This window comes from Ectothiorhodospira lacustris (assembly GCF_022227785.1).
Taxonomy (GTDB): domain Bacteria; phylum Pseudomonadota; class Gammaproteobacteria; order Ectothiorhodospirales; family Ectothiorhodospiraceae; genus Ectothiorhodospira; species Ectothiorhodospira lacustris.
Map to the genome: position 1 here is coordinate 1 of NZ_JAJNQM010000008.1, position 26,810 is coordinate 26,810.

22 protein-coding genes and 1 pseudogene are annotated in these 26,810 nt (G+C 63.4%); 12 read left to right on the top strand and 11 right to left on the bottom strand.

The window, feature by feature from the left end:
* From LQ952_RS02740 to LQ952_RS02755, 4 genes and pseudogenes are all read left to right on the top strand, one after another.
* Positions 1–422: pseudogene (locus LQ952_RS02740) on the top strand (methyl-accepting chemotaxis protein); the annotation flags it as partial.
* A gap of 70 nt (positions 423–492) precedes the next feature.
* On the top strand, positions 493–1,959 hold the full coding sequence (locus LQ952_RS02745) for a sensor histidine kinase (RefSeq protein WP_238621131.1): 1,467 nt from the start codon (positions 493–495) through the stop codon (positions 1,957–1,959).
* A complete protein-coding gene (locus LQ952_RS02750) occupies positions 1,949–3,379 on the top strand; it encodes a sigma-54-dependent transcriptional regulator (protein ID WP_238621132.1) in 1,431 nt (476 codons plus the stop codon). Before LQ952_RS02745 ends, LQ952_RS02750 begins: the two co-directional genes overlap by 11 nt.
* Before the next feature lie 240 nt (positions 3,380–3,619).
* On the top strand, positions 3,620–4,024 hold the full coding sequence (locus tag LQ952_RS02755) for a DUF4168 domain-containing protein (RefSeq protein ID WP_238621133.1): 405 nt from the start codon (positions 3,620–3,622) through the stop codon (positions 4,022–4,024).
* Between the two features lie 76 nt (positions 4,025–4,100).
* Here LQ952_RS02755 and LQ952_RS02760 read toward each other — a convergent pair whose 3' ends face one another.
* The gene (locus tag LQ952_RS02760) at positions 4,101–6,245 is read right to left on the bottom strand and encodes a putative bifunctional diguanylate cyclase/phosphodiesterase (RefSeq protein WP_238621134.1); all 2,145 of its coding nucleotides are present in this window, start codon (positions 6,243–6,245) and stop codon (positions 4,101–4,103) included.
* A gap of 152 nt (positions 6,246–6,397) precedes the next feature.
* On the opposite strand from LQ952_RS02760, the gene LQ952_RS02765 reads away from it, so the two are divergent.
* Positions 6,398–7,531, top strand: coding sequence for a cobalamin B12-binding domain-containing protein (locus LQ952_RS02765; protein ID WP_238621135.1), 1,134 nt, complete (start codon positions 6,398–6,400; stop codon positions 7,529–7,531).
* On the opposite strand, the gene LQ952_RS02770 is transcribed toward LQ952_RS02765, so the two are convergent.
* The 9 genes from LQ952_RS02770 to LQ952_RS02810 all read right to left on the bottom strand — a co-directional run bounded on the left by LQ952_RS02770 (position 7,520) and on the right by LQ952_RS02810 (position 16,723).
* Positions 7,520–8,302 carry a sirohydrochlorin cobaltochelatase gene (locus LQ952_RS02770; protein WP_238621136.1) on the bottom strand — a complete coding sequence of 261 codons (783 nt, stop codon included), beginning with the start codon at positions 8,300–8,302 and terminating at the stop codon, positions 7,520–7,522. The two genes, LQ952_RS02765 and LQ952_RS02770, sit on opposite strands and share 12 nt — an antisense overlap.
* Positions 8,303–8,316: 14 nt before the next feature.
* Positions 8,317–8,877, bottom strand: coding sequence for a gamma carbonic anhydrase family protein (locus LQ952_RS02775; RefSeq protein WP_238621137.1), 561 nt, complete (start codon positions 8,875–8,877; stop codon positions 8,317–8,319).
* An 86-nt stretch (positions 8,878–8,963) separates the two neighbouring features.
* Positions 8,964–9,902: an SDR family oxidoreductase gene (locus LQ952_RS02780; protein WP_238621138.1), complete on the bottom strand. Its 939-nt coding sequence runs from the start codon at positions 9,900–9,902 to the stop codon at positions 8,964–8,966.
* A 198-nt stretch (positions 9,903–10,100) separates the two neighbouring features.
* Positions 10,101–11,393 carry a heme biosynthesis HemY N-terminal domain-containing protein gene (locus LQ952_RS02785; protein ID WP_238621139.1) on the bottom strand — a complete coding sequence of 431 codons (1,293 nt, stop codon included), beginning with the start codon at positions 11,391–11,393 and terminating at the stop codon, positions 10,101–10,103.
* A gap of 3 nt (positions 11,394–11,396) precedes the next feature.
* A complete protein-coding gene (locus LQ952_RS02790; protein ID WP_238621140.1) occupies positions 11,397–12,638 on the bottom strand; it encodes a uroporphyrinogen-III C-methyltransferase in 1,242 nt (413 codons plus the stop codon).
* A gap of 379 nt (positions 12,639–13,017) precedes the next feature.
* Entirely contained in the window at positions 13,018–13,839 is an 822-nt protein-coding gene (locus tag LQ952_RS02795) for a uroporphyrinogen-III synthase (RefSeq protein ID WP_238621182.1), read from the bottom strand.
* 5 nt (positions 13,840–13,844) lie between these two features.
* A complete protein-coding gene (gene hemC, locus LQ952_RS02800; protein WP_238621141.1) occupies positions 13,845–14,813 on the bottom strand; it encodes a hydroxymethylbilane synthase in 969 nt (322 codons plus the stop codon).
* A gap of 186 nt (positions 14,814–14,999) precedes the next feature.
* Positions 15,000–15,737 carry a LytR/AlgR family response regulator transcription factor gene (locus tag LQ952_RS02805; RefSeq protein WP_238621142.1) on the bottom strand — a complete coding sequence of 246 codons (738 nt, stop codon included), beginning with the start codon at positions 15,735–15,737 and terminating at the stop codon, positions 15,000–15,002.
* Positions 15,734–16,723, bottom strand: a complete 990-nt coding sequence (locus LQ952_RS02810; RefSeq protein ID WP_238621143.1) for a sensor histidine kinase — start codon at positions 16,721–16,723, stop codon at positions 15,734–15,736. Before LQ952_RS02810 ends, LQ952_RS02805 begins: the two co-directional genes overlap by 4 nt.
* Positions 16,724–16,951: 228 nt before the next feature.
* On the opposite strand from LQ952_RS02810, the gene argH reads away from it, so the two are divergent.
* The 5 genes from argH to LQ952_RS02835 all read left to right on the top strand — a co-directional run bounded on the left by argH (position 16,952) and on the right by LQ952_RS02835 (position 24,112).
* Positions 16,952–18,349, top strand: coding sequence for an argininosuccinate lyase (argH, locus tag LQ952_RS02815; RefSeq protein ID WP_238621144.1), 1,398 nt, complete (start codon positions 16,952–16,954; stop codon positions 18,347–18,349).
* A gap of 177 nt (positions 18,350–18,526) precedes the next feature.
* On the top strand, positions 18,527–18,907 hold the full coding sequence (locus LQ952_RS02820) for a response regulator transcription factor (protein ID WP_238621145.1): 381 nt from the start codon (positions 18,527–18,529) through the stop codon (positions 18,905–18,907).
* 12 nt (positions 18,908–18,919) lie between these two features.
* Positions 18,920–21,061, top strand: a complete 2,142-nt coding sequence (locus LQ952_RS02825; protein ID WP_238621146.1) for a 3'-5' exonuclease — start codon at positions 18,920–18,922, stop codon at positions 21,059–21,061.
* 4 nt (positions 21,062–21,065) lie between these two features.
* Positions 21,066–21,362: a hypothetical protein gene (locus LQ952_RS02830; RefSeq protein WP_238621147.1), complete on the top strand. Its 297-nt coding sequence runs from the start codon at positions 21,066–21,068 to the stop codon at positions 21,360–21,362.
* Between the two features lie 2 nt (positions 21,363–21,364).
* A complete protein-coding gene (locus LQ952_RS02835; protein WP_238621183.1) occupies positions 21,365–24,112 on the top strand; it encodes an ATP-binding protein in 2,748 nt (915 codons plus the stop codon).
* Positions 24,113–24,155: 43 nt separating this feature from the next.
* Here LQ952_RS02835 and LQ952_RS02840 read toward each other — a convergent pair whose 3' ends face one another.
* Entirely contained in the window at positions 24,156–24,818 is a 663-nt protein-coding gene (locus LQ952_RS02840; RefSeq protein ID WP_238621148.1) for an alpha/beta hydrolase, read from the bottom strand.
* A gap of 138 nt (positions 24,819–24,956) precedes the next feature.
* Here LQ952_RS02840 and hemB point away from each other — a divergent pair, with 138 nt between their 5' ends.
* Together hemB and aroE are read left to right on the top strand one after the other, a co-directional pair.
* Positions 24,957–25,958 (top strand): porphobilinogen synthase, encoded by a 1,002-nt coding sequence (gene hemB / locus LQ952_RS02845; protein WP_238621149.1) that lies wholly within the window; start codon positions 24,957–24,959, stop codon positions 25,956–25,958.
* Positions 25,959–25,979: 21 nt separating this feature from the next.
* Entirely contained in the window at positions 25,980–26,795 is an 816-nt protein-coding gene (gene aroE / locus LQ952_RS02850) for a shikimate dehydrogenase (protein WP_238621150.1), read from the top strand.
* Positions 26,796–26,810: the final 15 nt, after the last annotated feature.

Here is a 26,810-nt window from a genome sequence, read left to right on the forward strand (position 1 = left end):
GCAATTACAAACCGATTCCCGGCACGGACCCGGTGAAGCACCGGACGCGCTTCGATGAATTCACGGACAAGGTGCTGCCCGCCATTCAGGAACCGATCCTGGATCGTCATGCCCATGTATCCTATGCCGGTGCGGTGGATGACCGGGGCTATTTTCCCACCCATAACCGTCGCTACAGCCAGCCCTTGACCGGGGATTACCAGCGCGACCTCATCAATAACCGTACCAAGCGCATCTTCAAGGATCGGACCGGATCCCGCTGCGGCAGCCATCAGAAACCCTATCTGTTGCAGACCTACAAACGTGATACGGGAGAGGTGATGCATGACCTGTCCGTGCCCATCTATGTGAAGGGGCGGCACTGGGGGGGCTTTCGTATCGGTTATCGCAGTGAAGGCGCTATTCGGACCGACAAGCGCTGAGCCGGCCATGGGGCCTGATCGGGTGTGCTAGAGTGACACACCCTGAGCCCTTGTCTTTTCGGGTGGCCCCATGGTGTTTCCCGCCTCCCCCTACAGTCTGCGTACCGCCCTGCTCGGCTTTGTCCTGTTCCCCCTGTTGCTGGTGGTCATGCTGGCAGGCTGGTCCGGCCTGCGCAGCCTGGAATCCCAGGTGGAGACGCGCATGCAGCAGGATATCGAACTGGTGGCGCGGGCGATCCAGCTCCCCCTGAGTGATGCCCTGGCCCGCGACCGCCGCGGTCGGATCCAGCAGGCCCTGGACTCGGCCTTTCGCATCGACCAGGTCTACGGCGCCTACGTCTATGATGACTCCGGTGAACTGATTGCCGCCAGCGGGCCTCGCAGCCCTTCCATGGAGCGGCGCCGGGATGCGCGCCTGGCGACGGTGACGGGTACCCATGGGGCCTATGACGACCGTAGCGGGGATGAGGTGTATTCCTTTTTCATGCCGCTGACCGATGCCGGTGGACGCATCAATGGCCTGTTGCAGGTGACCCGCCACGGCAGTGATTTCCGCGATGACCTGGCCCAGCTTCGCTCTCGCGCATGGCTCGTCCTGGGGGCCCTGAGCCTGCTACTGCCGGCCATCGTGTTCTGGGGGCATCAGCGGGCCGTGGGTAGGCATGTGGAGCGTCTGGTGACGGTCATGGCTCGGGTCGGTCAGGGGGATCGGTCCGCCCGGGTGCGGCCGGCAGGCCCTCATGAGCTACAGATGCTGGCGGGAGCCATGAACCGGATGCTGGAAGGCATCCAGCGGTCGGCGGCGGAGCTGGAGATTCAGCGCCGGCGGCAGGCGGCCCTGGAGGAGCGTCTGCGACAGTCCGAAAAGCTGGCCGCCATCGGTAGACTGGCCGCTGGGGTGGCCCATGAGCTGGGGACCCCGCTGGGCGTGATCAACGGCCAGGCCCAGAGAGCCTTGCGGCAGGCACCTGCGGACAGCCGTGTCGGTCAGGCGCTGATGAAGATTCGCAGCGAAGTACACCGCATGGACCGTATCGTGCGTCAATTGCTGGATTTCGGACGCCGCAATCCCAGTCGTACCCACCCGGAACCGGTGGGACGTCTGGTGACGGCCGCCCTGGCCCAGGTGGCCGAAGAAGCCCGGGAGTCCGGTGTGAGCATCCAGGTCCTCAGTCGCGAACCCGGCCCTACCCTGCCCATGGACCGTAACCGGCTGGAACAGGCGCTGACCAATCTGCTGCGAAACGCCCTGCATGCCGCCGCGGGGGGGCGCGTTCAGTTGTCCTGGTCCACTGCCGACGGCTGGCTGGAATTACGGGTGGACGATGACGGACCGGGCATCGATCCGGCTCACCGCAGTCGGCTGTTTGAACCCTTTTTCACCACCAAGTCGGTGGGCAGCGGTACCGGCCTTGGGCTGTCCGTGGCCCATGGCGCGGTAACGGAGCACCAGGGCGAGATCCAGGCGGTGGAAAGCCCCTTGGGCGGAGCTCGGCTGGTGATCCGTCTGCCTCTGGAGCGTAGTGATGGCTCATGATGTCCCTGATTCCCTGCAAGGGGTCGTACTCGTGGTGGAAGACGATCCGGCCCACCGGGAACTGGTGATGGATGAGTTGCAGGATGCCGGACTGGAGGTGCGGGGCGCCCAGGATGTGGCCTCGGCACGAAAGGCCTTGTCCACCGGTCCCGTTGATCTGGTGCTCAGTGATCTGCGGTTGCCCGAAGCGGACGGACTCGCCCTGCTGGCCCATTGTCAGCGCCTGCCCCTGCCCCCGGGCTTCATCATGCTGACCGCCTTCGGTACGATCCCCCAGGCAGTGGAAGCCCTCAAACAGGGTGCCGATGACTTTCTCACCAAGCCCGTGGACCTGGACCACTTGGTCATCCGGGTTCGTCGGGCCCTGCGCAACCGACAGTTGCAGACGGAAGTACAGCGTTACAGGGCGCTGTTGCAGGCGGATGATTTTCATGGCCTGATCGGCAGCAGCCCGCCCATGCAGGCCCTCTACGAACAGGTGCGACGGATGGCCCGGGCCTCCGGGCCGGTGCTGGTCACGGGCGAATCGGGGACCGGCAAGGAGCTGGTGGCCCGGGCCATCCATGAGGAAAGTGATCGGTCCGGCGGACCTTTTGTGGCCATCAACTGTGCAGGCATTCCCGGCGAACTGATGGAGAGCGAGCTGTTCGGTCACGCGGCCGGGGCCTTTAGCGGTGCCAGGGAGGCCCGACGAGGACTGTTTGCCGAAGCCCATGGAGGGACCCTGTTGCTGGACGAGATCGGCGAGATGCCCATGGCCATGCAGGCCAAGCTGTTGCGCCTGCTGCAGGATGGTCGGGTCCGCCCCGTAGGCGGTAACCGGGAGATCGTCACCGATGTCCGGGTGGTGGCCGCCACCCACCAGGATCTGGAATCCATGATCCAGGCCCGGCAGTTTCGTGAGGATCTGTTCTACCGTCTGGAGACTTTTCGTCTACAGGTCCCTCCCCTGCGGGATCGGGGTGAGGATATCGACCGCCTGGCGGCCCGTCTGCTGGCTCGCTTCAGCACTGCCATGGCCCGCGATATCCGGGGCATCTCACCCGAGGCCATGCGATGCCTGCGGCGCCATGGTTTTCCCGGCAATGTGCGCGAGTTGGCCAATCTGATGGAGCGGGCGGTGACCTTTTGCCGGAATGACACCATTGAGGTGAGTGATCTGCCGGAGCGTCTGGATCCGGCGCGGGCCGATACCTCCCATGCAGCGGCCTTGCCGGCGGTGTGGTCCGATGATGAACCCATGCCGACCCTGGCCGAGGTGGAATCCCGCTATATCCGTTGGGTCCTGCGGCGTCTGGATGGCAACAAGCGTCAGGCCTCCAGGGTGCTCGGCATCGGTCGACGGACCCTGTATCGGCGTCTGGGCGAATCCGAAGAGGCAACGATAGACAATGATATGTCCACCGACTCGGATATTTGATCCGTCGCCTCAATAGGAGCCTGCCTGGCCGGCGAACCGCGCTGTGTCTTTGGGGCACGTAGCAGGCTGGCTCATGTGTCATAATGAACCACCCCTAAAAGCCATTAAGCTCAGCATGTCCGCTCGCGAATGATTTAATAAAATCATTGAGTTATATTTTTTATGGTAGGCCGCTCCAGGTCTGGCACGATGTCTGCAAAAGTAGTCTCGACATTCATCGAACCGTAAAGGAGATGCCCCATGAAGCGCACATTCCTTCAGAGTCTGCCCGTCACCCTGACCGCCGCCCTGCTGCTCGGTGCCGGCTCCCATGCCATCGCCCAGCAACAGGAGGGCAACTTCGGCGCCCAGCCGCCGGCGGGCATGGAACAGCAGGGCGCTACGGTGGATCCCCATACCCTGGATCGTTTCGTGGATGCCTTTGTGGCGGTTCAGCACATCCGGGATGACTTCGCCCGGAAGCTTGAGGAGGTGAACGACGAGGCGCAGGCGCAGGCCCTGCAGCAGGAGGCCCAGGAAGAGATGATCAGTGCCGTGCAGGATGAAGGCATGAGCGTTGAGGAATACAACCAGGTGGCCATGAACTTGCAGAGCGATCCGGGCATGCTGCAGCAGGTTCAGGAGATGGCGGCGGAGCGGATGTAACCGTTCTCTTCTGCAGTCCGGCGGCGCCCCTAGGGCGCCGCACGTCGCTTCCGGCAAATAGCGGATCGGCGGTGTCTTAGCCTGGCTTCTGTTGCATTTTCTTCCACAGGCCTGACTGCTTCCATTCCTCCATCCAAGGCATGACCCGGGCGGCTTCCATGGGCCGTGCAATCCCGAAGCCCTGGACCACCGGGCATCCCATCTTCATGAGTACACGGGCATGGCGTTCCGTTTCGACGCCCTCGGCAATGGCTTCCAGTTGAAAGGAAATGGCCAGACTGACCACACTTTCCACGATGCTGAAATCTTCTGGGTCATCGAGCATGTCACCCACGAAACCCTTGTCGATCTTGAGGGTGTCCAGGGCCAGACGCCGCAGATGGACCAGCGAGGAATAGCCGGTACCGAAATCGTCCAGGGCAAACCGGACGCCCAGCGCACGGCAGTCCTGCATCGCCAGGGCCGCCATCTCCCAGTCCTCCACGGCCGCACTTTCCAGAATCTCGATCTCCAGATCGCCCGGTGCCAGCTGCGGATAGGCCAGTAGCATGTTGGCCAGTTTATGGGCAAATCCCGCCTGGAGCAGGTGCGTGGCGGATACGTTGACGCTGACGGAAATGTTCGTGCCGCTCATCTTCCACTCATTCATCTGGCGTAATGCCTCGGTCAATACCCAGTCACCCAGTTGAAACTCCAGATCCGTATCGATGATCTGGGGCAGAAAGGCGGCCGGAGACAAGATTCCCCGTTCGGGATGACGCCATCGGATCAGTGCCTCCACGCCCCTGACACAACCACTTCTGAGGTTCACTTTGGGCTGGTAGAAGAGCACAAATTCACCTTGTTTCACGCCCTGATGGATACGCTGCCTTTGCTCACGCAGTTTGTCCATCATCCGGGCGTGGGACGTATCGAAGATGTGGAAGGCGCCTCGGCCTTTCTGCTTGGCCAGAAACATGGCGTGATGGGAGTGACGCAGCAGGGTATCTGCATCAACGTCCGGAAGTGAGAGTGCGATACCCATGCTGGCGGTGAGATTGATGTCACCATGCTCACTGTCCATGGGCTGGACAAAGCCGGAATGGAGTTTGCGGATGATGGCATGAATTTGCTCGGGATCCGTAAGCGAGTGGATGATGATCACGAACTCGTCTCCGCCCAGGCGAGAAACCGTATCAGCCTCGCGCAGTGCGTCCTGCAGACGCCTTGCAATACGGCCCAGGATTTGATCGCCGGCCTGATGACCCAGTCGTTCATTGATGGCGACAAAATCATCGATGTCCAGGGTGATCAGGGCCAGATGGAGGCCTTGGCGTTGATGATAAGCCAGGGCCTGGTGGAGGCGATCCATCAGCAGATGGCGGTTGGGTAGTCCTGTCAGCGGGTCATAATGGGCCAGAAAGGCGATGCGTTCATCGGCTTGCTTTTTGTCGGTCAGATCGCTGAATACCGCCACATAGTCATTTTCGCCATCCTCCCCCGGCACCCGACTGATGGCGGTCCATTGAGGGTACTCTTCACCGTTCTTGCGACGATTCCTGATTTCTCCCTGCCAGGTGCCCGTTTGGATGATGTCCCACCACATGGCGCGGTAGAAATCTGCGTCATGCCAGCCGGATTTGAGCATGCGGAGATTGTTGCCGACGGCTTCCTTGGCCGTGTAGCCGGTAATCTGCGTGAATGCCCGGTTCACCGACAGAATCCTGGCCTGGGCATCGGTAATGATGATGCCTTCCTGGGCATTGTCCATGGCCCTGGCGATGCGGGCCAGATCCCGGGTACGGGTCTCCAGTGTTGTCTGGATCTGTTTGATCGGGGTGATATCCGTATGGGCCCCCAGCATGCGCACGGGGCGTCCCTGGTCATCACGGACGATCATGCCGCGGCAACGGATCCACAGTGTCGAACCGTCCCGATGGGTATAGCGGACGACCTGGTCAAAGGGACAGGCGGGATCGGCGAAGTGTCTTTCCAGTGCCTGCTGGACGGACTTCATGTCATCCGGGTGAACCAGTGCCTGCCATTCACTGGCCAACGGCTGCTTACCGGCCGGGTCGTAGCCCATCATGGTCCAGAAGCGGTCACTCATCCACTCATGTCCCGGATGTTCCAAATCCCAGAACCAGATGCCGTCCAGCGTGGCCTGCTGCAAAAAATCGAAACTTTGCGCGTCGCCTCGGATAAGCTCGTAAAGCTCCCGTTTGAGATAGTGTTCGGCCATGTCCCCGTTCCGGGTCGGATGTGACGGTCATCAAGCGTTAGTCGGGCCGATCCATTCCCGGTTGGGCTTGTGGATCGAGGGCCGTGAGAAATACTATGTCATACGGTGCATATAGGCTGTATGGCGCATATGGATCTAGAGGAGAGTGTCCCTTGAAGGCCGACATGTCTCGAACAGGTACCGGATGCAGCATCCAGCGTGGTCGGTTCAGGCTCGATGAGGAGGGCGTGCAGCAATTTGACCATCACAGGGAAGAACTCATCCGGTTTTTAAGTCATCGCATCACGGCGCACTTCCCTGAAGTCTACGCCGATGGCGGGGCTTTTGGTTCCGATCGTTGCCGCGAGGAACTCACCTTCCTGCTGGAATTCATCCGTCCGGCGCTGATCTTCGGCATTCTCGAACCCCTGGAGGACTGCCTGTGCTGGTTATCCGCATTGTTGGAACGGCGCGGTCTGTCCACCGAGGTAGTGCATCACGCCCTGGAGGAGATGAGGCTTTGTCTGTCACGGTATCTTCATGGTGAGAACAGACAGCGTATGTCTGCCCTGTTCGATCATGCCAAGGCCATTCTGTGCGAGGACAGCGAGATGGTATTCAGGGATGAGGACAGCGCGCTGGATCCGTTCGCCGGACAGGTGATGCAGGCATTGATTCGCGGTGATCGGCTCACCGTCTGCACCCTGATCGAGATGGCCCTGGCCGAAGGCCATAGCCTGGCCGAGGCGGAGCAGCGGTTGCTGCAGCCTGCCCTGTATCAGGTGGGCCGTGAATGGCATGCCAACCGGCTCTCCGTGGCCAGGGAGCACCTGGCCACCACGACCGCACAGGATGCGATGGCGCAACTGTTGTTCAAGCAGGCCCCCTCCCCCCGGAATGGCCTGAGGGCCCTGTTTGCCGCACCTCCGGGCAACCGGCATGTTCTGGGCCTGCGGATGATTGCGGATGCCTTTGAAATGGCGGGTTGGTCAGTCCAGTTCCTGGGTGCGGACGTGCCGCTGGAATCCCTGCTGGGCCAGACCCAGGATTTTGACCCGCACCTGCTGGGGTTGACGGCCTCCTTGCCGCAGCATCTTTGGCCCGTGCGCAACCTGGCCGAAGAGATTCGTCGGCAACACACAGGGACGTATCCGCTGATTCTGGTGGGTGGCATGCTGATCAATCGCGTACCGTCGCTGGCTATGGCTATCGGTGCTGATCTCTGGGCGGCGGATGCCTGCGACGCACTCAGGTTGGTGGATGAATGTATGACCGGTATCTTGCTTCTGCCCAGACTAACTGACTGAATCCTTGTGCATTGTCAGGGCCTGTCCGGCGATCCAGGCAGCGATTCCGGAGTATTCCCCCAATCCCTTGAAGACGGGGGTGCAGGTCATGCCCACGGCCTCCAGCCGGGATTGCCAGCTGTTCGGGTCCGGACCCGCCATGTCGCGGCGTGCGTGGCCGGCGGTGGACATCATGAGTGGCAGCAGAAAGGCCCGTCGATACCCTTGTGAGAGTAGCCGGGACTTCAGGCCGGTAAAGGACAGACCACCGCCCAGGCAGGCCAGATGCACATCGGGGTCCACCCGGTTCAGTCCGTGGGCCAGCGCCTGGTAATGCAGGTCGCAACGTCCCGCGCGGTGTCCATGCCCCACGAAAATGACGGCTTCCCCGGGCATCCTTTCGGTAGGCAATCCTTCCAGCAAGGCCTTGACCACCACTTCCAGCGAGGCACAAGTGGACAGCAGTGCAGGACTGACCTGAACCTCGATCCCGGGGACTGCTTCGCAGGCCGCCCGCAGGGTGCGCCGCATGGCGTGATATTCGTGGCCGGGGACAACGAAAAGCCCCGTGACCCTGATGTGCGTGTGACCTTCCGAGGCCAAGTCCACCAGGGCCCGGGTCAGCACCGCCCGGTCATCTCGCCCCTGCCCTGCCGGGAGGGAGAAGCGGAGCAGGCGGAGGGGCCGCCCGCCTGACTGCTTCAGGATGGCGGACTCGATACCTTCAAGAGATGCCTCGACCCCTGCCCCGCCCCTTGAGACCAGCAGCACGGCACACGCACGCGGGGCCACGGGCACCATGAGACTCAAAGCTCGTTCTGAATCTGTTTGTAGCCTTGGACCAGGCGGACATTGGTCTGGGCCACGTCCTCGGAAAAACTGGAGGCATCCGGCGTCACCGGTTGGATCTGGGCCAGATCGGTCTCGGAATGGATGTTGCTGGTGGAGGGGATGTAGAAGGACGGCGGGACTTCGCAGTCTTCCACCACGGAGTTGTGACGAATGACGGAGCCCTCTCCCACCCGGCAGTTGAACAGCACGGTGTTGAAGCCGATGAAGACCCGGTTGGCGATGTGACAGGGACCGTGGATGATGGAACGATGGGCAATGGAGGTATGTTCGCCGATGGTGACGGCGGCACCGGATTTGGAATGGATGACCACCCCGTCCTGGATGTTGGAATTGTCACCGATGATGATGGGCTCCATGTCGCCGTCGGCATTGAGTTCGTCGGCGCGGATTACCGCATAGGGGCCGATGAAGACATTCTCGCCGATGACCACCTTGCCGCAGATGATGGCGGTGGGGTCGACGAAGGCGGACTCAGCCACCACGGGGATGTGTCCGCTGGGGTTTTTTCTGATCACGGCAAATTCTCGTGTTATCTGAAGGCGTGGCCCTGGATGCTGCCATCATCCAGGGGTCGAAGCAATGCGCGGGTGTGGGCTGTCCGCTAATGCCCCAGCGACTTGCGGCTCATGTGATAGGGATGCACCGCCGTAGCGGTGGGATCCTGGGCCTGCTCCGCTTCCAGGGAAGCCTTGATGCCTGCCTCCATGCGTGGATACAGCAGATCCACGCCCAGTTCCACCGGAGCACGTCCGCACATTACCACCCGTGATTCCCGCAGGTAGGACATCATGCCCGGAGGGATGAGCTGCTCCGCTTCGGCAAAACTCACACAGGGCGGCCGTTCCAGGCCCGCGGCATCGGCGGTGGCATGAACGAATTCCGTCATGGAGCGATGGTCGCCGTCACCCACGTTATAGATCTTGCCGGCAGCACCATGATCCAGGGCTGCCACGCACAGGGTGGCAAGATCGTCCGCATGGATACGATTGCCCGGGCTGGCCTCCTCCGGACAGATGACCGGCTCCCCTTTCAGGATGCGCTCCACCGGTAGTCGGCCGGGACCGTAGATGCCGGGTGCCCGCAGGACCACCACCGGGATACCGGTCTCCTGCATCAGCGCGGTTAGCCGTTGTTCGGCGTCCAGACGCCGCCGGCCTCGGTCTGTCTGCGGCGTGGGTTCGGCCAACTCGTCCACCTGCCCTCCCGCCTGATCGCCGTACACGCCGGTGGTGCTGATATAGACGATGTTGTCCGGAGGCAGGCGTCGGCACAACTCCACGAAAGCGCCTGTGCGCGGGTCTTCGGTACCTTCGTTGGGTGGGGGGACGCTGTGCAGGACCAAGGCCCCCGCCAGCGGCAGTGCCTCAAGACCTTCACCGGTGTCCAGATCGGCAAGCAGGGTCTCGATCCCCTGTGACCGGAGATATTCGGCCCGCTCGGGACTCCTGACCACTGCGGTGACCCTGCGACCGGCGTGGTTGAGCCGATGGGCAGCGCGCTCGCCCACGTACCCGCAGCCCATGATCAGTACTGGTTTCATCGCTTTGGTGTTCCTGTCGGCAGATGGGGATTGACCTAGTAAATAGCAATCGATCCCGGAAATCCACGTCTGTGGCCGTGCTGACGGGAATACAGGCAAAGAAAAGGGCCGCCGGGAGATCCCGGCGGCCCATGGGTACTGCCTGAACCGGACCCCGTCGTCTTCTTCAAGGACGGGTTACCGGTGATGCCTGATGCCTCAGGCGGTACCGGAGCTCAGGCTCGGCAGGGCGGCGGTGCCGCCCTTGGCGGCCTTCTTGCCCTTCTTGGCGGGCTGAGCGGTAACCGCCGGAGCGGCTTCGGCTTCGGCACCGTCCACGGCCAGTTGCAGGCCCTTGCGGTAGGCGTCCTGAGCCAGCTTCTCTTCACCCACCTGGTCCAGCAGCTCGCCCAGCTCCCGATAGGCTTCCGGGCTGGCCTTGGCGCTGATGCTGGCCTCCAGGTAGCCACGGGCCTTGCCCCACACCTTGGCCTGCTTGCACAGACGGCCCAGGGTGAGCAGCAGTACGGCATCGCGACGGTGGTCGCGCAACCAGCCTTCGGCATAACCGATGGCACGGCTCACGTCGTTCACCGCCAGTTTCCCGTACAGGCGCACCAGATTTTCGTCCCAGTGCTGCTTGATGGCGGCCCGCAGGACGGCCTCCGCGCGGTCGGCCTCGTTCATGGCTGCCAGGGCCTGAGCGTAGGCGGCGATCATGCCGGGGTTGTTGCGGGAGACCTTGGGCAGGTTCACCCAAATGCCCTCCAGCTTGCCCAGTTCGTTGGCAGCAGCGATGTCCCGGGTCTGAGCACTGAAGGCGTCGGCTTCCAGCTTGTCCAGGGTCTCGTTGTCGAAGGCGCGGGTCTTGCGCAGATCGGGCATCAGCGTGATCAGGGACTCGCTGTCGTTCACTTCCTGATACAGACGGGCCTTCAGGCGCAGCAGCTGCTGATTGCCGGGGGCCACATCGTTCAGGTGACGCAGGGTGCTGACGGCCTGAGCGTGTTCGCCGTGGGCGATCTGAAGCTCGGCCTGGGTCAGGCCCACGGCCACTTCGGTGTTGCTACCGGACTGGGAGGCTTGACGCAGGTACTCGTCACGACGGTCGTAGGCCCCCTGCATCTGGGCCGCACGGGCGGCGGACAGATAGTTCAGCATGGGAGAGTCACCGCGCTTGGCAGACTGTACCAGCAGCTTCTCGGCCTTGGCATAGCGGCCTTCGGTCATCTCGGCCAAGCCCAGGGCCAGGCCACGCTGACAGGCAACGGCCTTCTTCTGCTGGCGCTTCTCGCTCATGCGACCCGGCAGGCCGAACACCCCCACCAGGAAGCGGATCAGGCCATAGACCACGGCCAGAATCACTACCAGGGCGATGATGAAGAAGGCCATGGTGGTCTGGACGCTCATGTCGGCGTAGGCAAACAGTACGTAGCCGGGTTCCTCCATGAACATGAGGGTGGCCACGGCGGATACGATCAGGACCAGAAAAATAACGATCAGAGATTTCATTAATTATTCCTCCAGCCCGCTGAGCTTCTCAAGGGAGCCGCTGATATCGGGCCGTTCAGCGCGCAGTTCCCGCTTCTCCAGGTCTTGCAGACGCTTCAGCATGGGCGCCACCGGTTCAGAGGCGAAATATTCCACCAGCAGTTCCTGGGCGCCCTTCAGATTGGCGCGGTAGTCCTCGGCATCCAGACGCAGGGCGGCCAGACGGGCGGACTCGATGCGCAGGGCCAATACCTGACGCATGAACAGTTCAGCGTCGGCATCCGGCATGGAGCGAACGGCCTGAGCATGACGACGCACGGTGACCTGCTGGTTCAGTTCGTTCATCACCTGGAAGTAGGCACGCTCCCACCAAGGGGCGTCTTCGGTGGGTTCACCGTTGACCATCAGCAGACGAGCGGCGCCGTTTTCGGCCTCGGGCATCCTCAGCGGCATGGGCTTGAGCTCGGCGGCAATCTGTTCCAGCTCGGCAACGACGCTGCTCACCTGGGTGCCGTCGTAGCTTTCCAGGGCCTGCTTCTCGGCGGCGATGGCGTCGCGGACTTCACCAAAGCGCGGATCGCCGATGGCCTTGAGCATTTCGTCGGCGGCATTGAGTGCGGCGATGGCACCCTGGGCGTCATCCATCAGGCTCATACGGTGATCGGCAATGCGCATCAGGTAGCGCACTTCGGCCACCTGCCATTCGCGGTGGGGACGTGCGGAATCATCCTGCAGGGCGGTCAGGCCTTCTTCCAGGGTTTCCAGGCGGCGGGCCTGACGCTGTTCGATGCCGGATACGTCATTGCGGGCCTTTTCCAGGGCCTGGGCCAGTTCCTCACGCACTTCCCTTTCCAGGCGGCTGATGGTGTCCGGCAGGGCCTGGGTGCGCTCCTGCATCTGATTCAGTTCGCGCAGGGCGGTGCTCAGGCGGTCATTGGTGGCACTGGCCATGTCTTGGGCCTTGTTGGCGTTGGACGCGGCGTTCATGCCGATACCCAGGGCCAGCACCAGAGCCACACCACCGACGATCAGCGGCATCTTGCTGCTGCGGCCGTTGCCGTTGCCGCCGGAGGCCGGCGGGGTGGGCGGGATGCGGCCACCGCCGGTGGAACCGGGGCCGGTTGCCGGCTTGGCGGCAGCAGGCGTGGAAGTACCGGTCTTTGGCGGTTCGGTCTTGGTGGTGCCGGCGGCGCTCTTTACCGGCTCGGATTTTTCAGACCCGGCTTTTGGCGAGTCGGTCTTCGGAGTTTCTGGTTTGTTGTCCACGGGTTTTGATGCCTCGGGCTTTGGGGTTTGGGATGGGTCGGCCCCGGCCTTGGGTGCATCGGACGAACTGTCCCCGGCCGCGGCTGTCTCGGGTGCGGGAGATTCGGGCTTGCCTGATCCGGGTTGGTTAGACCCGGAGGCGCCGGCCGCTCCCGCCGGTTGCTCAGAAGTGGATACGCTGCGAACGCTGCCTTCGATCGGATCACGATCCTTGGCGTCTGCGTTGAATGCAGCATTGTCGTTGCTGGAGGCAGCGCTCACAACGGTACCGGTCAGTGGCCGCCCCCTGCTGGAAGATGTTTCCTTCAACTCGTCCGGTGCATTGCCACCGGTTGCCTGTGGCTTGCTCTTGCCTTTGGCTCTGTCTTTGGATCTGGATCTACTCATGCGTTTGCTTCCTCTTTTCAGCCCATTTCTGCACGGCCACCAGCATGGATTCATCGCTGGGATCGTCGGCCACCACTGGGGATTCTCTGAAGCCCATCTCCCGGGCCGTGTCCAGCATGCGTTCGCAACCCACCACCAGCGGGGTGTTGCGAAGCCAGAGGCGCCCTGCCTGACCGACCATCTCGTACAGGTTGCGCAGCCCCTCGGCGCTGGTAATCGTCATCACGTGGATGTCACCCCGGGACCACTGACGCAAAAGCCGGCCGGTATCCGTATCCGGCATGCCCCGTCGGTAAGTCTCGGCAAAGGTCACCCTCGCGCCCCGAGCAGTGAGTGTAGCACCTAGCAATTCACGGCCCCCGTCGCCGCGAAAGATCACGATATTCTTGCCCTGGACATCCTGCAGTTCCGGCTCTTCCAGCAATGCCTCGCTGTCGAACCGGTTGGGCGGGCAGATATGTACTCGATGCCCGAAGCGCTCCAGTGCCTTGGCTGACTTGAGTCCCACCGTGGCCAGTCTCAGGCCTTCGGGGAGGGTTCGCCGGGCATGGATCAGATTCATGGTCCGGGCGACGGCGTTCGGGCTGACAAACACCGCCACATGGAATTCTTCCAGTCGGTCAATCAGGGCATTCAGTGCGCCCACGTCGCCGGGCTCCAGAATGGCGAGCACCGGAAAGCGCAGTGCCTGCCCTCCGGCGGCCTCCACCATGTGACAGAACGGCTCCGCCTGATGGGCGGGCCGGGTCACCATGACGGTGACGCCCTGCAGAGGCAGGCCTGCCTCTGCAGGGGCCATGTCCGCAGACGCCATGAATGTCATGACCCGCTGTCTTGGGTCGGTGGTGGTGCCTCGGGTGCCAGCCCCAGATCGTTCAGGATCCTGTCGGCACCTTCGCGCAGCAGCTGCTCCGCCAGGGCAATGCCCAAGGCCTCCGCTTGGTCAAAGGGACCATTGAGGGCGCCACTGTAGACCATGGAACCGTCCGGCTCACCCACCAGGCCGCGCATATGGATCAGATCGTCGTCGCCCAGTACGGCATAGCCGCCGATGGGGACCTGACAGCCACCATTGAGGCGACGGTTGAAGGCCCGCTCGGTGGTTACCCGCAGGAAGGTGTCCGGGTCATTCAAGGGCGCGATCAGCGCCATGACCTCGGGATCATTGCTGCGGCATTCGATGCCGATGGCACCCTGGCCGATGGCCGGCAGGCTCTCTTCCGGGGTGAGGATGGCGGTGATGCGGTCCGCAAAGCCCAGGCGCTTGAGGCCGGCGGCGGCCAGGATGATGGCATCGTAATCACCGGCATCCAGCTTGGCCAGGCGTGAGTTCACGTTGCCGCGCAGATCCAGCACCTTGAAACTGGGGAAGCGGGCACGGATCTGGCATTGGCGGCGCAGGCTGGAGGTGCCGACGCGGGCGCCTTCGGGCAGATCTTCCAGTGATTTGTACTTGTTGGAGACGAAGGCGTCACAGGGGTCTTCCCGGTCCATGATCACCGGCAGCTCCAGGCCTTCGGGCAGTTCCATGGGGACGTCCTTCATGGAATGCACGGCGATATCCGCCTCGCCCTGCAGCATGGCGGTCTCCAGCTCCTTGACGAAGAGCCCTTTGCCACCCACCTTCGCCAGTGGCGTATCCAGGATGCGGTCACCCTGGGTGGACAGCTTCACAAGGGTCACCTTGACCTCGGGAAACAGTTTCGTGACCCGGGCAGCCACTTCCTCGGCCTGCCAGAGGGCGAGAGGGCTTTTCCGGGTGGCGATCTTGAGTTCGGTTTTTGGCATCTGCGGGTTTGAAGCTCGTGAAAATGTGGCCGTTCAAATGGTTCGCGGTATCGTACAACGCAACCATACATTATGTCTGCCTTTCAACACACACGGCAGAGGCGCCTGTGTCAACTTTCATTGACCCGGGCCGCTATTCTTTGCACTCATCCACCCCGGGATCGAGCCCCGGTGGAGCCTGTGCCGCTACAGGGACTTCAGAAAGCGGCGCACTTCGGCCACGTGGCGACGACTGACTTCCAGCCGTTCCCGCGACCCCTTGAGAACCACCTCGAACCCCCCCTGACTGTTTTTTTCCATGCCGCAAAAGCGGGCCTTGGAAACCAGGGCGTTACGGTGGATGCGCAGAAAGCTGCCGGCAAACTCCTCTTCCAGGGCCTTGAGCGGTTCCTCGATCAGTACTTCGCCGCTGTCGTGGCGGACAGTGACGTATTTCTGGTCCGCCTGAAAATAGTGCACCGAGTCCACGGGAATCAATTCCAGATTGCCCCGCACACGGGCGCAGATATGGCTGCGGGCATTGCCGGCCTGGGTGTCCGGTTCGTGGAGGGTGCCGAGCTGGGCCCGATTGGGACGGCCGGCCTGTTCCAGGGCCTCCTGCAGGCGTTCCCGGCGCACCGGTTTGAGCAGATAGCCCTCGGCATGGGCTTCAAAGGCTTCGAAGGCGTGTTCTTCGAAGGCGGTGACGAAGATGACCGCCGGCGGGGTATCCATGCCGGAAATGTGCCGCGCGGCCTCCAGGCCATCCATGCCCGGCATGCGGATATCCATGAGGATGATGTCCGGTTCCAGCTCCTGGGCCAGCCGTACGGCCTGTACACCGTTGGAAGCGGCGGCAACCACCTGGTATTCATCCATGCCTTCCAACAGTGAACTCAGCCGTTCCCGCGCCGGAAGCTCGTCATCCACGATCATGATCTTCACGGCAATCTCCTTGGCAGCGAGATATCCACCCGGTAATGGTCCCGGGCCTGATGCGTCTCCATGCGCGCCTTGCCCTGATAGGCCAGGTCCAGGCGCTGGCGGATACTTTCCTGGGCAAACCGATTCCCGGGTCGCCGGCGGCGCTCCTGTTCCGAAGGCATGGGATTTTCAATGGTGATATCGAGCCGCTCTCCTTGTTGCCGGATGTCCACCCGCACGCAGCCACCTTCGGTCAGTGGTTCGATACCGTGGTAGATGGCATTTTCCAGCAGGGGCTGCAGGCTCAGGCTGGGAACGGGATAGTCCATGGCAATCGAAGGCTCCATGTGCCAATCCACTTGAAGACGGTCTCCCAGGCGCAGGGCTTCGATGCGCAGGTAGTTCTGGGAGAGCTCCACTTCATCCTGAAGGCTGACCATATCCTTGCTGGACAGGGTGGCCCGGAACAGGTCTGCCAGGTCCATCACGGTGGCCTCGGCGACCTCCGGGCGAGTTCGGGTGAGGCTGGCGATAGTGTTCATGCTGTTGAAGAGAAAATGAGGCCGGATCCGCGCCTGCAGCGCCTGCACTCTGGAGCGCGCCTCGGCTTCCACGTTGTTCTTCCACTGTTTCTGTACGTACAGATAACGCAGCGCGACGGCGCTGACGATGGCGCTGATGGCCAGGGTGCGGGTCAGGAACTCACCGGCCGAAAGGCCGGAATTGAGCAGGCTCCAGTCCAGGTGGCGACCGATCCACAGGCACAGGAGAGACAGGACGAGGGTGATGCTCAGCGTGGCCAGCCAGGCCGCGGCGGCAGCTGAAAATGCGCTGAGGCGGTCCAGCAGGCGACGGGTCGCGCAGAGGATCAGCACCGTACCCAGGGCAACCCACTGCACGAACAGGGAGATCAGGGCGAGATTGACCCAGAAGCCGTGCCGGCTGCTGCCGGAGGAGAGGGTCAGCAGAAAGGCCAGCAACTGCCCCATGAGCACGACCACGAACACGGTCCGGCTCTCGCAGAAGTTGGGGAGGAATCCGGATGTCGTCCCCGGGTCCTCTCCGGCTGGAGTTGATGAATGCCTGGGCCTCATGGATGTTCGCGGTGTGCTGCCTTGCATGGGATGGACATAAGGGGTTCCCCGACCCCAGGTCCACTGGGCGAGGGCCATTGCATCCCCTACAGTATCTCAATGGTATACTCCTTGCCAGTTATCCGGAGATATGCACCTTCTATGAACGCCAAGGCATCACAAGACAAACTCTGGGGCGGCCGCTTCTCGGAGCCTACCGACAGCTTCGTGGAGGCGTTCACCGCCTCGGTGGAGTTTGATCGCCGCCTCTATCGGCATGACATCCAGGGATCCTGCGCCCATGCCCGCATGCTGGCCAGGGTCGGGGTGCTGACCGAGGACGAATGCCGGCGCATCGTCGCCGGGCTGGAGGACATCCTGGCCCAGGTGGAGCGGGGAGAATTCGAATGGTCCGTGAGCCTGGAGGATGTCCACATGAACGTGGAAGCTCGCCTCATCGAGCGCATCGGCGACGTGGGCAAGAAGCTGCACACGGGCCGCTCCCGCAATGACCAGGTGGCCACGGATATTCGCCTCTACCTGCGTGAAGCCATCGATGCCCTGCTGGGGGAGATCCGGCGCCTGCAGCGGGGGCTGCTGGATCTGGCGGAGCGCGAGGCCGAGACGGTGATGCCCGGCTTCACCCATCTGCAGACCGCCCAGCCGGTGACCTTCGGTCATCACATGATGGCCTGGTTCGAGATGCTGGAGCGGGACCATGACCGCCTGGTGGACTGCCGCCGCCGGGTCAATGTCCTGCCTCTGGGCTCCGCCGCCCTGGCCGGCACCCCCTACCCCCTGGATCGCCATTACACCGCCGAGTTGCTGGGTTTCGACCGGGTGACGGACAACTCCCTGGATGCGGTCAGCGACCGGGATTTTGCCATCGAGTTCTGTGCCGCCGGGGCCCTGATCATGACCCACCTGTCCCGTTTCTCCGAGGAGCTGATCCTCTGGGCCAGCGCCCAGTTCGGTTTCGTGGATCTACCGGATCGATTCTGTACCGGCTCTTCCATCATGCCGCAGAAAAAGAACCCGGATGTGCCGGAGCTGGTGCGGGGCAAGACGGGGCGGGTCAACGGCAACCTCATTGCTTTGCTGACCCTGATGAAGGCCCAGCCGCTGGCCTACAACAAGGACAATCAGGAGGACAAGGAGCCCCTGTTCGATACCATCGATACCCTGGCCGGCAGCCTGCGGGCCTTTGCCGACATGGTGCCCCATATCCAGGTTCGGGCCGACGCCATGCGCGCCGCCACCCGTCGCGGCTTTGCCACCGCCACCGACCTGGCCGATTATCTGGTCCGCAAGGGCATGCCCTTCCGGGATGCCCATGAAGTAGTAGGCCGGGCCGTGCGCCTGGGGGTGGAGACCGGCCGCGATCTGGCCGACATGTCCCTGGATGAGCTCAGAGGCTTTGCCGATATCATCCAGGCCGATGTGCACGATGTGTTGACCCTGGAGGGTTCTCTGGCTGCCCGCGACCTGCATGGCGGTACCGCGCCCCGCCAGGTCCGGATTCGCATCGCCGCGGCCCGGGAGCGCCTTGCCGAGGCCTGATCGCCCCCGGCGATTTCCATGAATGGATCCCGTTACGCCCCCGCCAAGGGGGCATGACGCGCTTGCGTCATGACGCTATCAGTCGCCTGTGCTATTTTGAGCTTATAGCCATAGGTTAAAAAGATATTGAGGCAGGCCGTTCGTGCCGGTTTCAAGAAGGATAATAAGGAGGATGAGATGGCGCCCCAATCCGTGCTGGTGGTGGACGATGAACCCAATATCGTCCTCTCATTGGAATTCCTGATGAAAGAAGCCGGTTTCGACGTGCGCGTGGCCCGGGATGGCGAAAGCGCACTGGAAGCCGTGCGGCAGCATCCTCCCCATGTGATCCTGCTGGATGTGATGCTGCCCAAGCGGGATGGCTACGATGTCTGCCAGACCATTCGTGCCAATCCCGAGTGGAAGGACATTCGTATTCTGATGCTTACCGCCAAGGGGCGTCAGATCGAAAAGGAAAAGGGCCTGGCCATGGGGGCTGATGATTACATCACCAAGCCCTTCTCCACCCGCGAGGTGGTGGAACGGGTGCGCGCCTACATGCCGGACACCGACAGCTAGGTTGGCGGCCCCGTGGACAAGCGCACCCTTGTTGCACTGCTCCTCTGGTCCCAGGTCCTCTTTGCCTATCTGGGCATGGTGGTGGTGGCCAATTTCGATGCCTTGACTCAGGGGGCGTTGCCGACCCAGTTGTTCGGGCTGCCCTTGCTGGCGGCACTGATCTTTGTCGCCCCCATCTACCTGACATGGTTCGCCCTGCGGCGCCTGGTGTTTCGCCCGGCACGGGTACTGAGTCGGGACGTCCGCGCCTTGCTGGAATCCCGTTCTGCCGAAGCGGAGATCAGCCTGCCCGCCCGTCACGCCATGGGCAGCCTGCCGGACAGTGTCGGTGCCCTGGCGGTGGCCTTGCGCGCCTCACGGCGGGAGATCCGCAGCGCCATGGCATCCGCCACGGCGCAGATCAATGAGCAGAAGACCTGGCTGGAAGTCATCCTTCAGGGTCTGACCGAAGGCGTGCTGGTGTGCAACCGCAACCACCAGATGCTGCTCTACAACCAGTCGGCCATCACCATCCTCAACGAGCCCGAGCGGGTCGGCCTGGGGCGGCCCCTGTTCGATGTCATCTCGAAGGCACCGGTGATGCATACCCTGGACCGCCTGGAATGGCGCCGCTGCACCCGGGGCGAGTCCCAGGCCGATCTGTCTGAATCCTTCGTCTGCACCAATGCGGAGGCCACCCGCATCCTGCAGGGGCGTATGGCCCTGATCCTGGATCCGCGGGGCGAAACCAGCGCCTATCTCATCACCCTGGTAGACATCTCCGCCGACGTGGAGACCCTGACCCACGTGGATGCCATCCGCCGTGCCCTGACCATGGAGCTGCGCGGCGCGGTAGGCAACCTGCGGGCCGCGGCCGAGACCGTGGACGCCCATCCGGAGATGTCCACCGGGGTCCGGCGTCAGTTCGAGCATGTGATGCGCAGTGAAAGCGAGCAGCTCAGCCGTCGCCTGGAAGATCTGGCCGCCATCTTCCGGGGCCATGCCCTGGGTCGCTGGCCCATGTCCGACATCTTCAGCTCCGACCTGATCAGTTGCGTGGCCCGCCGTCTGGAGGATCTGCCGAACCTGCGTCTGGTCCCGGTGGGTCAGCCCCTGTGGGTGCAAGGGGACAGCCTTTCCCTGGTGCGGGTGCTGGAGTGCCTGCTGCGGGAGCTGCACACGTTCTCCGGTGCCGACACCTTCCACGTGGAAACCCTGCTGGGGGACCGCCGTATCTACCTGGATCTTTCCTGGAAGGGCGAGGTGGTGCCGGCCAAGCAGCTCGACCAGTGGCTGGACATCTCCTGCGGCGAAGAGTTGGGCCACCGCACCGTGCGCGACGTGCTGGACCGCCATGGCATCGAGCTGTGGAGCCAGCAGGCGGGACTGCCCGGCGAGGCGCTGCTGCGCCTGCCCCTGATCGTGCCCAAGCGACCCCAGTTCCTGCCCGAGGGCGAGCGCCTGCCGCCCAGGCCCGAGTTCTACGACTTCGGCATCATGCGCGAACACGAAGGCACCCCGGAACTGGCCGATGTCCTGCTGGAGGACCTGACGTTCGTGGTCTTTGACTGTGAGATGACCGGCCTGGACCCGGTGGGGGGCGACGAGATCATCTCCATTGCCGGCATTCGCGTGGTCAAGGGTCGTGTGCTCACCGGCGAGACCTTCGAGCGCCTGATCAACCCGGGTTTTTCCATCCCGGCCGCATCCATCCGTTTCCACGGCATCACGGACGATCAGGTGCAGGACAAGCCCCCCGTCACCGAGGTGCTGCCTCTGTTCAAGGCCTTTGTGGGCGATGCGGTCATGGTGGCGCACAATGCCGCCTTCGACATGAAATTCATCAGCATGAAGGAAGCCCGGTGCGGCATCAGCTTCCCCAATCCGGTACTGGATACCCTGTTGTTGTCGGTGATGGTGGAGGACGAGGAGGAAGATCATTCCCTGGACGCCCTGCTGGAGCGTTACGGCATCCAGATCTCGGGGCGTCACACCGCCCTGGGGGATGCCGTCGCCACCGCCGCACTGCTGGTGCGTCTCATCGAGCGTCTGCAGTCCCAGGGCTTCAAGACCTTCGGCGAGGTCATGCGCTCTTCCAACATGGCCGCCCAGCTGCGTCAGCGGGAACATACCCTGACCCACCAGAACGGCAACGGGTCAGCCGTGGGGGCGTGAGGCCATGAAGCCGCCGCTGTCGCCGGAGGATACCCAGGGTGATCGGGGCCTGCGGATGACCCCGCCCAGCGGCGCCCGGGAGCGGTATGTGGCCGCCTTCATGCTGGGTCTGGCCCTGTTCTTCCCCCCCTTGCTGGCGGTCTTCGACGTGCCCGCCACCCTGTTGGGCATTCCGGTCCTGTTCCTGTATCTGTATCTGGCCTGGCTGGTCGTGATCCTGGTAGTGCTGTTGATCGTGCTCCGGACCCGCGGGGACGAGCCGGATGACCCGGCAACGGGGCGGGAGGAGGACACCCGGTGAACATGGGGCTGGTCATCGGCGTCTCCCTGGGCTACCTGCTGATCCTGTTCGGCATTGCCTACTGGGGGGACCGCCGGGCGGACCAGGGCCGCAGTGTCATCAACAACCCCTATGTCTACGCCCTGTCCATTGCGGTGTACTGCACCTCATGGACCTTCTACGGCAGCGTGGGTCTGGCGGCCCAGGGCGGCATCCATTACCTGCCCATCTATCTGGGGCCCACCCTCATGGCGGCGGTCTGGTGGATCGTGCTGCGCAAGATGGTGCGCATCTCCAAGGTCAACCGCATCACCTCCATCGCGGATTTCGTGGCCTCCCGCTACGGCAAGAGCCCCTTGCTGGGGGGGTTGGTCACTGTCATCGCTCTGGTGGGGCTGATCCCCTATATCGCTCTGCAGCTCAAGGCAGTCTCCGATACTTTCACGGTGATGGTCATGTACCCGGAGGTGACGGCCCAGGATCTGATGCACAGTGTCCCGTTCTACATGGATACCGCCTTCTACGTAGCGCTGATCCTGGCCCTGTTCGCCATTCTGTTCGGCACCCGGCACATCGATACCGCCGAGCATCACCAGGGCATGGTGGCGGCCATCGCGTTCGAGTCCATCGTCAAGCTGGTGGCCTTCATGGCCGCCGGCCTGGTGGTGACCTTCCTGATCTTCGGCGGGCCGGGGGATCTGTTCGGGCAGGCGGCGCAGCACCCGGACCTGGCCGAGCTATTTCGCGTCGGGGAGCTGGCGGACTACGGTAACTGGGTGGCGCTGATCCTGCTGTCCATGGTGGTGATCCTGGTCCTGCCGCGCCAGTTCCAGGTGGCGGTGGTGGAGAACGTGGATGAGCGCCATGTGAGCAAGGCCGCCTGGCTGTTTCCCCTGTATCTGTTCCTGATCAACCTCTTCGTGCTGCCCATTGCCTTTGCCGGGGTGCTCATGTTCGGCCAGGGTTCGATCCACCCGGACAGCTTCGTGCTGGCCCTGCCCCTGTCCCAGGACCTGCAGTGGCTGGCACTCATGGTCTTCCTGGGTGGGTTGTCGGCGGCCACAGCCATGATCATCGTCGAGACGGTGGCCCTGGCCACCATGCTCTGCAACGACCTGGTGATGCCCGTGTTGTTGCGCATCCGCTGGCTAAAGCTGCAGCAGCGCAAGGACCTCACCCGCCTGCTGCTGCATCTGCGGCGCTGGGGCATCCTGGTGGGCATCCTGCTGGGTTACGGCTATGTCAGGATCACCGGTGACATGGTCGCCCTGGTGGGGATGGGGCTGGTGTCCTTCTGCGCCGTGGCCCAGTTTGCCCCGGCCCTCATCGGCGGCATCTTCTGGAAAGGGGCCACCCAGAAGGGGGCGCTGGCGGGTCTGGTGGCCGGTTTTGCCGTCTGGCTCTACACCCTGCTGTTGCCGGCCTTTGCCCAGTCGGGCTGGCTGCCCATGGACTTCATTCACCAAGGCTGGCTGGGCATCGCCTTGCTCAAGCCCTATGCCCTGTTCGGACTGGAAGGGCTGGACCCCATCACCCACGCCCTGATCTGGTCCATGCTGGTGAACGTGGGGGCCTATGTGACCGTCTCCCTGCTCACCCGCCAGAGCACCATGGAGCGCATCCAGGCCAATCTGTTTGTGGATGTGTTCCGGCTCTCCGCCGATCGTTACGGCAGCTCCCGTTTCTGGCGGGGCACCGCCACCGTGCGGGATCTGCTGGACCTGCTGAAACGGTTCGTGGGCGAGGAGCGGGCGGTCAGGGCCTTTCATCAGTATGCCCGCACCCGGGGACTGGATTTTCGCCGGATGCGGGAGGCGGACGGCGAACTGATCCTCATGTGTGAACGCATGCTGGCCGGTTCCATCGGTACCGCCTCCGCCCGGGTGATGGTCTCCAACGTGGCCAAGGGCGACGTGGTCAGCCTGGAAGAGGTGATGGAAATCCTCGACGAGGCGAGCCAGGTGATCACCTACAGCCAGCAGCTGGAGGCCAAGTCACGGGAACTGGAGGCGGCCACCGCCGAGCTGCGGGCCGCCAATGCCCAGCTGCAGCAACTGGATCGCATGAAGGACGACTTCATCTCCACCGTCACCCACGAGCTGCGTACCCCGCTGACCTCCATCCGCTCCTTTACCGAGATCCTGCATGATCATCCGGATCTGGCGGCGGAAAAGCGCCAGGAATTTCTGGGCATCATCATCAGCGAGAGCGAGCGTCTGACCCGGCTCATCAATCAGGTACTGGATCTGGCCAAACTGGAGTCCGGGGCCATGCGCTGGCACATTCACCGGCTGGACCTGGTGGAGATCCTGTCCGAGGGGGCCACCACCACGGGCCAGTTGTTCCGGGACAAGGGGGTGGCCCTGGCCCTGGAGCTTCCGCAGGCCCCGGTCTACCTGCCCACGGATCGGGATCGACTGATGCAGGTGGTCATCAATCTGCTGTCCAACGCGGTGAAATTCACGCCGCCGCAGACCGGTCGGGTGGTGCTGCGGCTACGACCGGCCCGGGACGGGGGTGTACGGGTCGAGGTGGAGGACAATGGTCCGGGGATCCCGGCGGAGGCACTGCCCACCCTGTTCGAGAAATTCCGTCAGGTGGGCGATGCCCTCACCGACAAGCCGGAAGGCACCGGCCTGGGGCTGGCCATTTGCAAGAACATCGTGCAGCGGCTGGGGGGGCGGATCTGGGTGGAGACCGAGCCCGGCAAGGGCAGCCGTTTCATCTTTACCCTGCCGGTGCCCGAGTCCCCTGAAGGTACCGGCGAATAAGCCTCTTTGGGACCTGAGAAGCCGTGTGCGACCTTTGCCGTATTCAGGCCAGCAGACCTGCAAACCAGCTGCTCAGATCCCGGATCTCGTCAGCGCAGACGCTATGGGGCATAGGATATTCGTGCCACTGCACCACCGCCCCCAGGTCGCCGAGCAGTTTTGAAGTGTGGCGACCGAAGTCCACCGGGATCACCGGGTCAGCGCTGCCGTGGCCCATGAACACCGGCATCCCCCGGGCCCGCTGGGACAGCCCCACACCGGCCTGCCGTGCGTCGGGCATGTAGGTGGAGAGGGCAAAGATGCCGTCTACCGCCGGGCCTTCCGACAGCCCCGCCAGCAGGGCCACCGCCCCGCCCTGGGAAAAGCCTCCCAGCAGCACCCGGTCGTGATCCCGGCGGGCCGTTTCCACCATGGCCTGGATCAGGGAGACCGCTTCGGCCACCTGGGCATGGTCCTCGCCCCGGCCCGGGTCCAGGCTGAGAAAGTCATACCAGGCCCGCATGGGCATGTGGTTGTTGATGGTCACCCGCCGCATTGGGGCATGGGGGAACAGGAAGCGCACCGGAAGGCCCGGCGGCAGGCTGAGTTCCGGCACGATGGGTTCGAAGTCATGGCCATCGGCCCCCAGGCCGTGCAACCAGATGACGCAGGACCGGGGCGAAGCGCCGGTATCGATGACGACGGTATCAAGGGATGTGTTTTTCATGACCGATAGCATAGCTGCTTTGCTTTGTCCGCACTACGGACCCGGCAAGCGACAGCGGGGCCGTGCCCGGCGGGGATGAATCCGCTATCCTGTGTGCGGTTAATTCATCCAGCCTCCGATCACAGCGTGGAGCGATCAATGTCCCAGTTCAAAGGTTATTATCCCCTGGTTCGTCCCCGTCGCATGCGTCGCGACGAGTTCTCTCGCCGCCTCATGCGCGAGAACCGGCTGACCCCGGATGACTTCATTTATCCGGTCTTCGTGCTGGAAGGCAAGGGTCAGCGGGAGCCGGTGCCCTCCATGCCCGGTGTGGAGCGTCTGTCCATTGATCTGCTGGTGGAGGAGGCCCGCGCCTGCGCCCGCATGGGTATCCCCGCCATGGCCCTGTTCCCCGTGGTGCCCATGGAGAAAAAGAGCGAGGACGCTGCCGAGGCCTACAACCCCAACGGTTTGGCCCAGAACGCCGTGCGTGCGCTCAAGGACGCCGTGCCGGAGATGGGCGTGATCACCGATGTGGCCCTGGATCCCTTCACCACCCACGGCCAGGACGGACTCATCGACGAGACCGGTTACGTGCTGAACGATGAGACCGTCGACGTACTGACCCAGCAAGCCCTGTCCCATGCCGAGGCCGGCGCCGACGTGGTGGCCCCTTCCGACATGATGGACGGCCGTATCGGCGCCATCCGCGAGGTGCTGGAGGAAGGCAGTCACATCCATACCCGCATCCTGGCCTATTCCGCCAAGTACGCCTCCAGTTTCTACGGCCCCTTCCGTGATGCCGTGGGCTCCGCCGCCAACCTGGGCGCCGGCAATAAGTATACCTACCAGATGGACCCCCATAACTCCGACGAGGCCCTGCACGAAGTGGCCATGGACCTGGAGGAAGGGGCCGACATGGTGATGGTCAAGCCCGGCATGCCCTACCTGGACATCGTGCGGCGGGTGAAGGAGACCTTCGGTGTCCCCACCTTTGCCTATCACGTGAGCGGCGAGTACGCCATGCTCAAGGCGGCGGGCCAGAACGGTTGGATCAACGAGAAGGCCTGCGTACTGGAGGCCCTGGTCTGCATGAAGCGGGCCGGCGCCGACGGCATCCTTACCTACTATGCCCGCCAGGCGGTGGAGTGGATGGACTGATCATCCCAAGGAGCTCCGGCCATGGACCGTTACGCCGTCATCGGCAATCCCATCGGACACAGCAAGTCGCCCCAGATCCACAGCCTGTTCGCCCGGCAGACAGGCCAGGACCTCAGCTACGAGGCCATCCTGGCACCGACGGACGACTTTGCCGGTACCCTGCGTCGTCTGATGACCCAGGGCTATCGGGGGTTCAGCATTACCGTGCCGTTCAAGCACGAGGCCTTCGAGCTGGCGGGCCGGCTCAGTGAGCGGGCCCGCCGGGCCGGGGCCGTCAACACGCTGAAGGTGACGCCGGAGGGACTGTTCGGCGACAACACCGACGGTGTGGGACTGGTCGGCGATCTGAAGCGCAATCCGGGCGCGGCCCTGGCAGGGGCCCGTATCCTGCTGCTGGGGGCCGGTGGCGCCGTGCGCGGCGTGCTGGCCCCGTTGCTGGCAGAGCATCCCGAGAGTCTGCACATCGCCAACCGCACCGCGGAAAAGGCATCGGCCCTGGCGCGGGACTTTGCCGACCTGGGGCCGGTCTCCGGCGGCGGTCTGGATGGACTGGCCGGGCGTCATTTCGATCTGGTGATCAACGGTACTGCGGCGGGGTTGAACGATCAGGTGCCGGACCTGCCTAAGGACCTGCTGGCGCCGGGGGGGGGGTGCTACGACATGATGTACGGCGACAGTCCCACCGCCTTCGTGCGCTGGGGGCAGGCACACGGGGCCGGCTGGACCCGGGACGGCCTGGGCATGTTGGTGGAGCAGGCGGCGGAGGCCTTTGCCCTATGGCGTGGCCGTCGCCCCGATGCCGCCCTGGTGATGGCGGCCCTGCGACCCGGTTCATGAGCCGTTCATCCGCCG

Excerpts from the sequence above, each read along its gene's own strand:
- LQ952_RS02745 (WP_238621131.1), top strand. The coding sequence starts at position 493 with ATGGTGTTTCCCGCCTCCCCCTACAGTCTGCGTACCGCCCTGCTCGGC.
- LQ952_RS02750 (WP_238621132.1), top strand. The coding sequence starts at position 1,949 with ATGGCTCATGATGTCCCTGATTCCCTGCAAGGGGTCGTACTCGTGGTG.
- LQ952_RS02755 (WP_238621133.1), top strand. The coding sequence starts at position 3,620 with ATGAAGCGCACATTCCTTCAGAGTCTGCCCGTCACCCTGACCGCCGCC.
- LQ952_RS02760 (WP_238621134.1), bottom strand. The coding sequence starts at position 6,245 with ATGGCCGAACACTATCTCAAACGGGAGCTTTACGAGCTTATCCGAGGC.
- LQ952_RS02780 (WP_238621138.1), bottom strand. The coding sequence starts at position 9,902 with ATGAAACCAGTACTGATCATGGGCTGCGGGTACGTGGGCGAGCGCGCT.
- LQ952_RS02785 (WP_238621139.1), bottom strand. The coding sequence starts at position 11,393 with ATGAAATCTCTGATCGTTATTTTTCTGGTCCTGATCGTATCCGCCGTG.
- LQ952_RS02795 (WP_238621182.1), bottom strand. The coding sequence starts at position 13,839 with ATGGCGTCTGCGGACATGGCCCCTGCAGAGGCAGGCCTGCCTCTGCAG.
- hemC (WP_238621141.1), bottom strand. The coding sequence starts at position 14,813 with ATGCCAAAAACCGAACTCAAGATCGCCACCCGGAAAAGCCCTCTCGCC.
- argH (WP_238621144.1), top strand. The coding sequence starts at position 16,952 with ATGAACGCCAAGGCATCACAAGACAAACTCTGGGGCGGCCGCTTCTCG.
- LQ952_RS02820 (WP_238621145.1), top strand. The coding sequence starts at position 18,527 with ATGGCGCCCCAATCCGTGCTGGTGGTGGACGATGAACCCAATATCGTC.
- LQ952_RS02830 (WP_238621147.1), top strand. The coding sequence starts at position 21,066 with ATGAAGCCGCCGCTGTCGCCGGAGGATACCCAGGGTGATCGGGGCCTG.
- LQ952_RS02835 (WP_238621183.1), top strand. The coding sequence starts at position 21,365 with ATGGGGCTGGTCATCGGCGTCTCCCTGGGCTACCTGCTGATCCTGTTC.
- LQ952_RS02840 (WP_238621148.1), bottom strand. The coding sequence starts at position 24,818 with ATGAAAAACACATCCCTTGATACCGTCGTCATCGATACCGGCGCTTCG.
- hemB (WP_238621149.1), top strand. The coding sequence starts at position 24,957 with ATGTCCCAGTTCAAAGGTTATTATCCCCTGGTTCGTCCCCGTCGCATG.
- aroE (WP_238621150.1), top strand. The coding sequence starts at position 25,980 with ATGGACCGTTACGCCGTCATCGGCAATCCCATCGGACACAGCAAGTCG.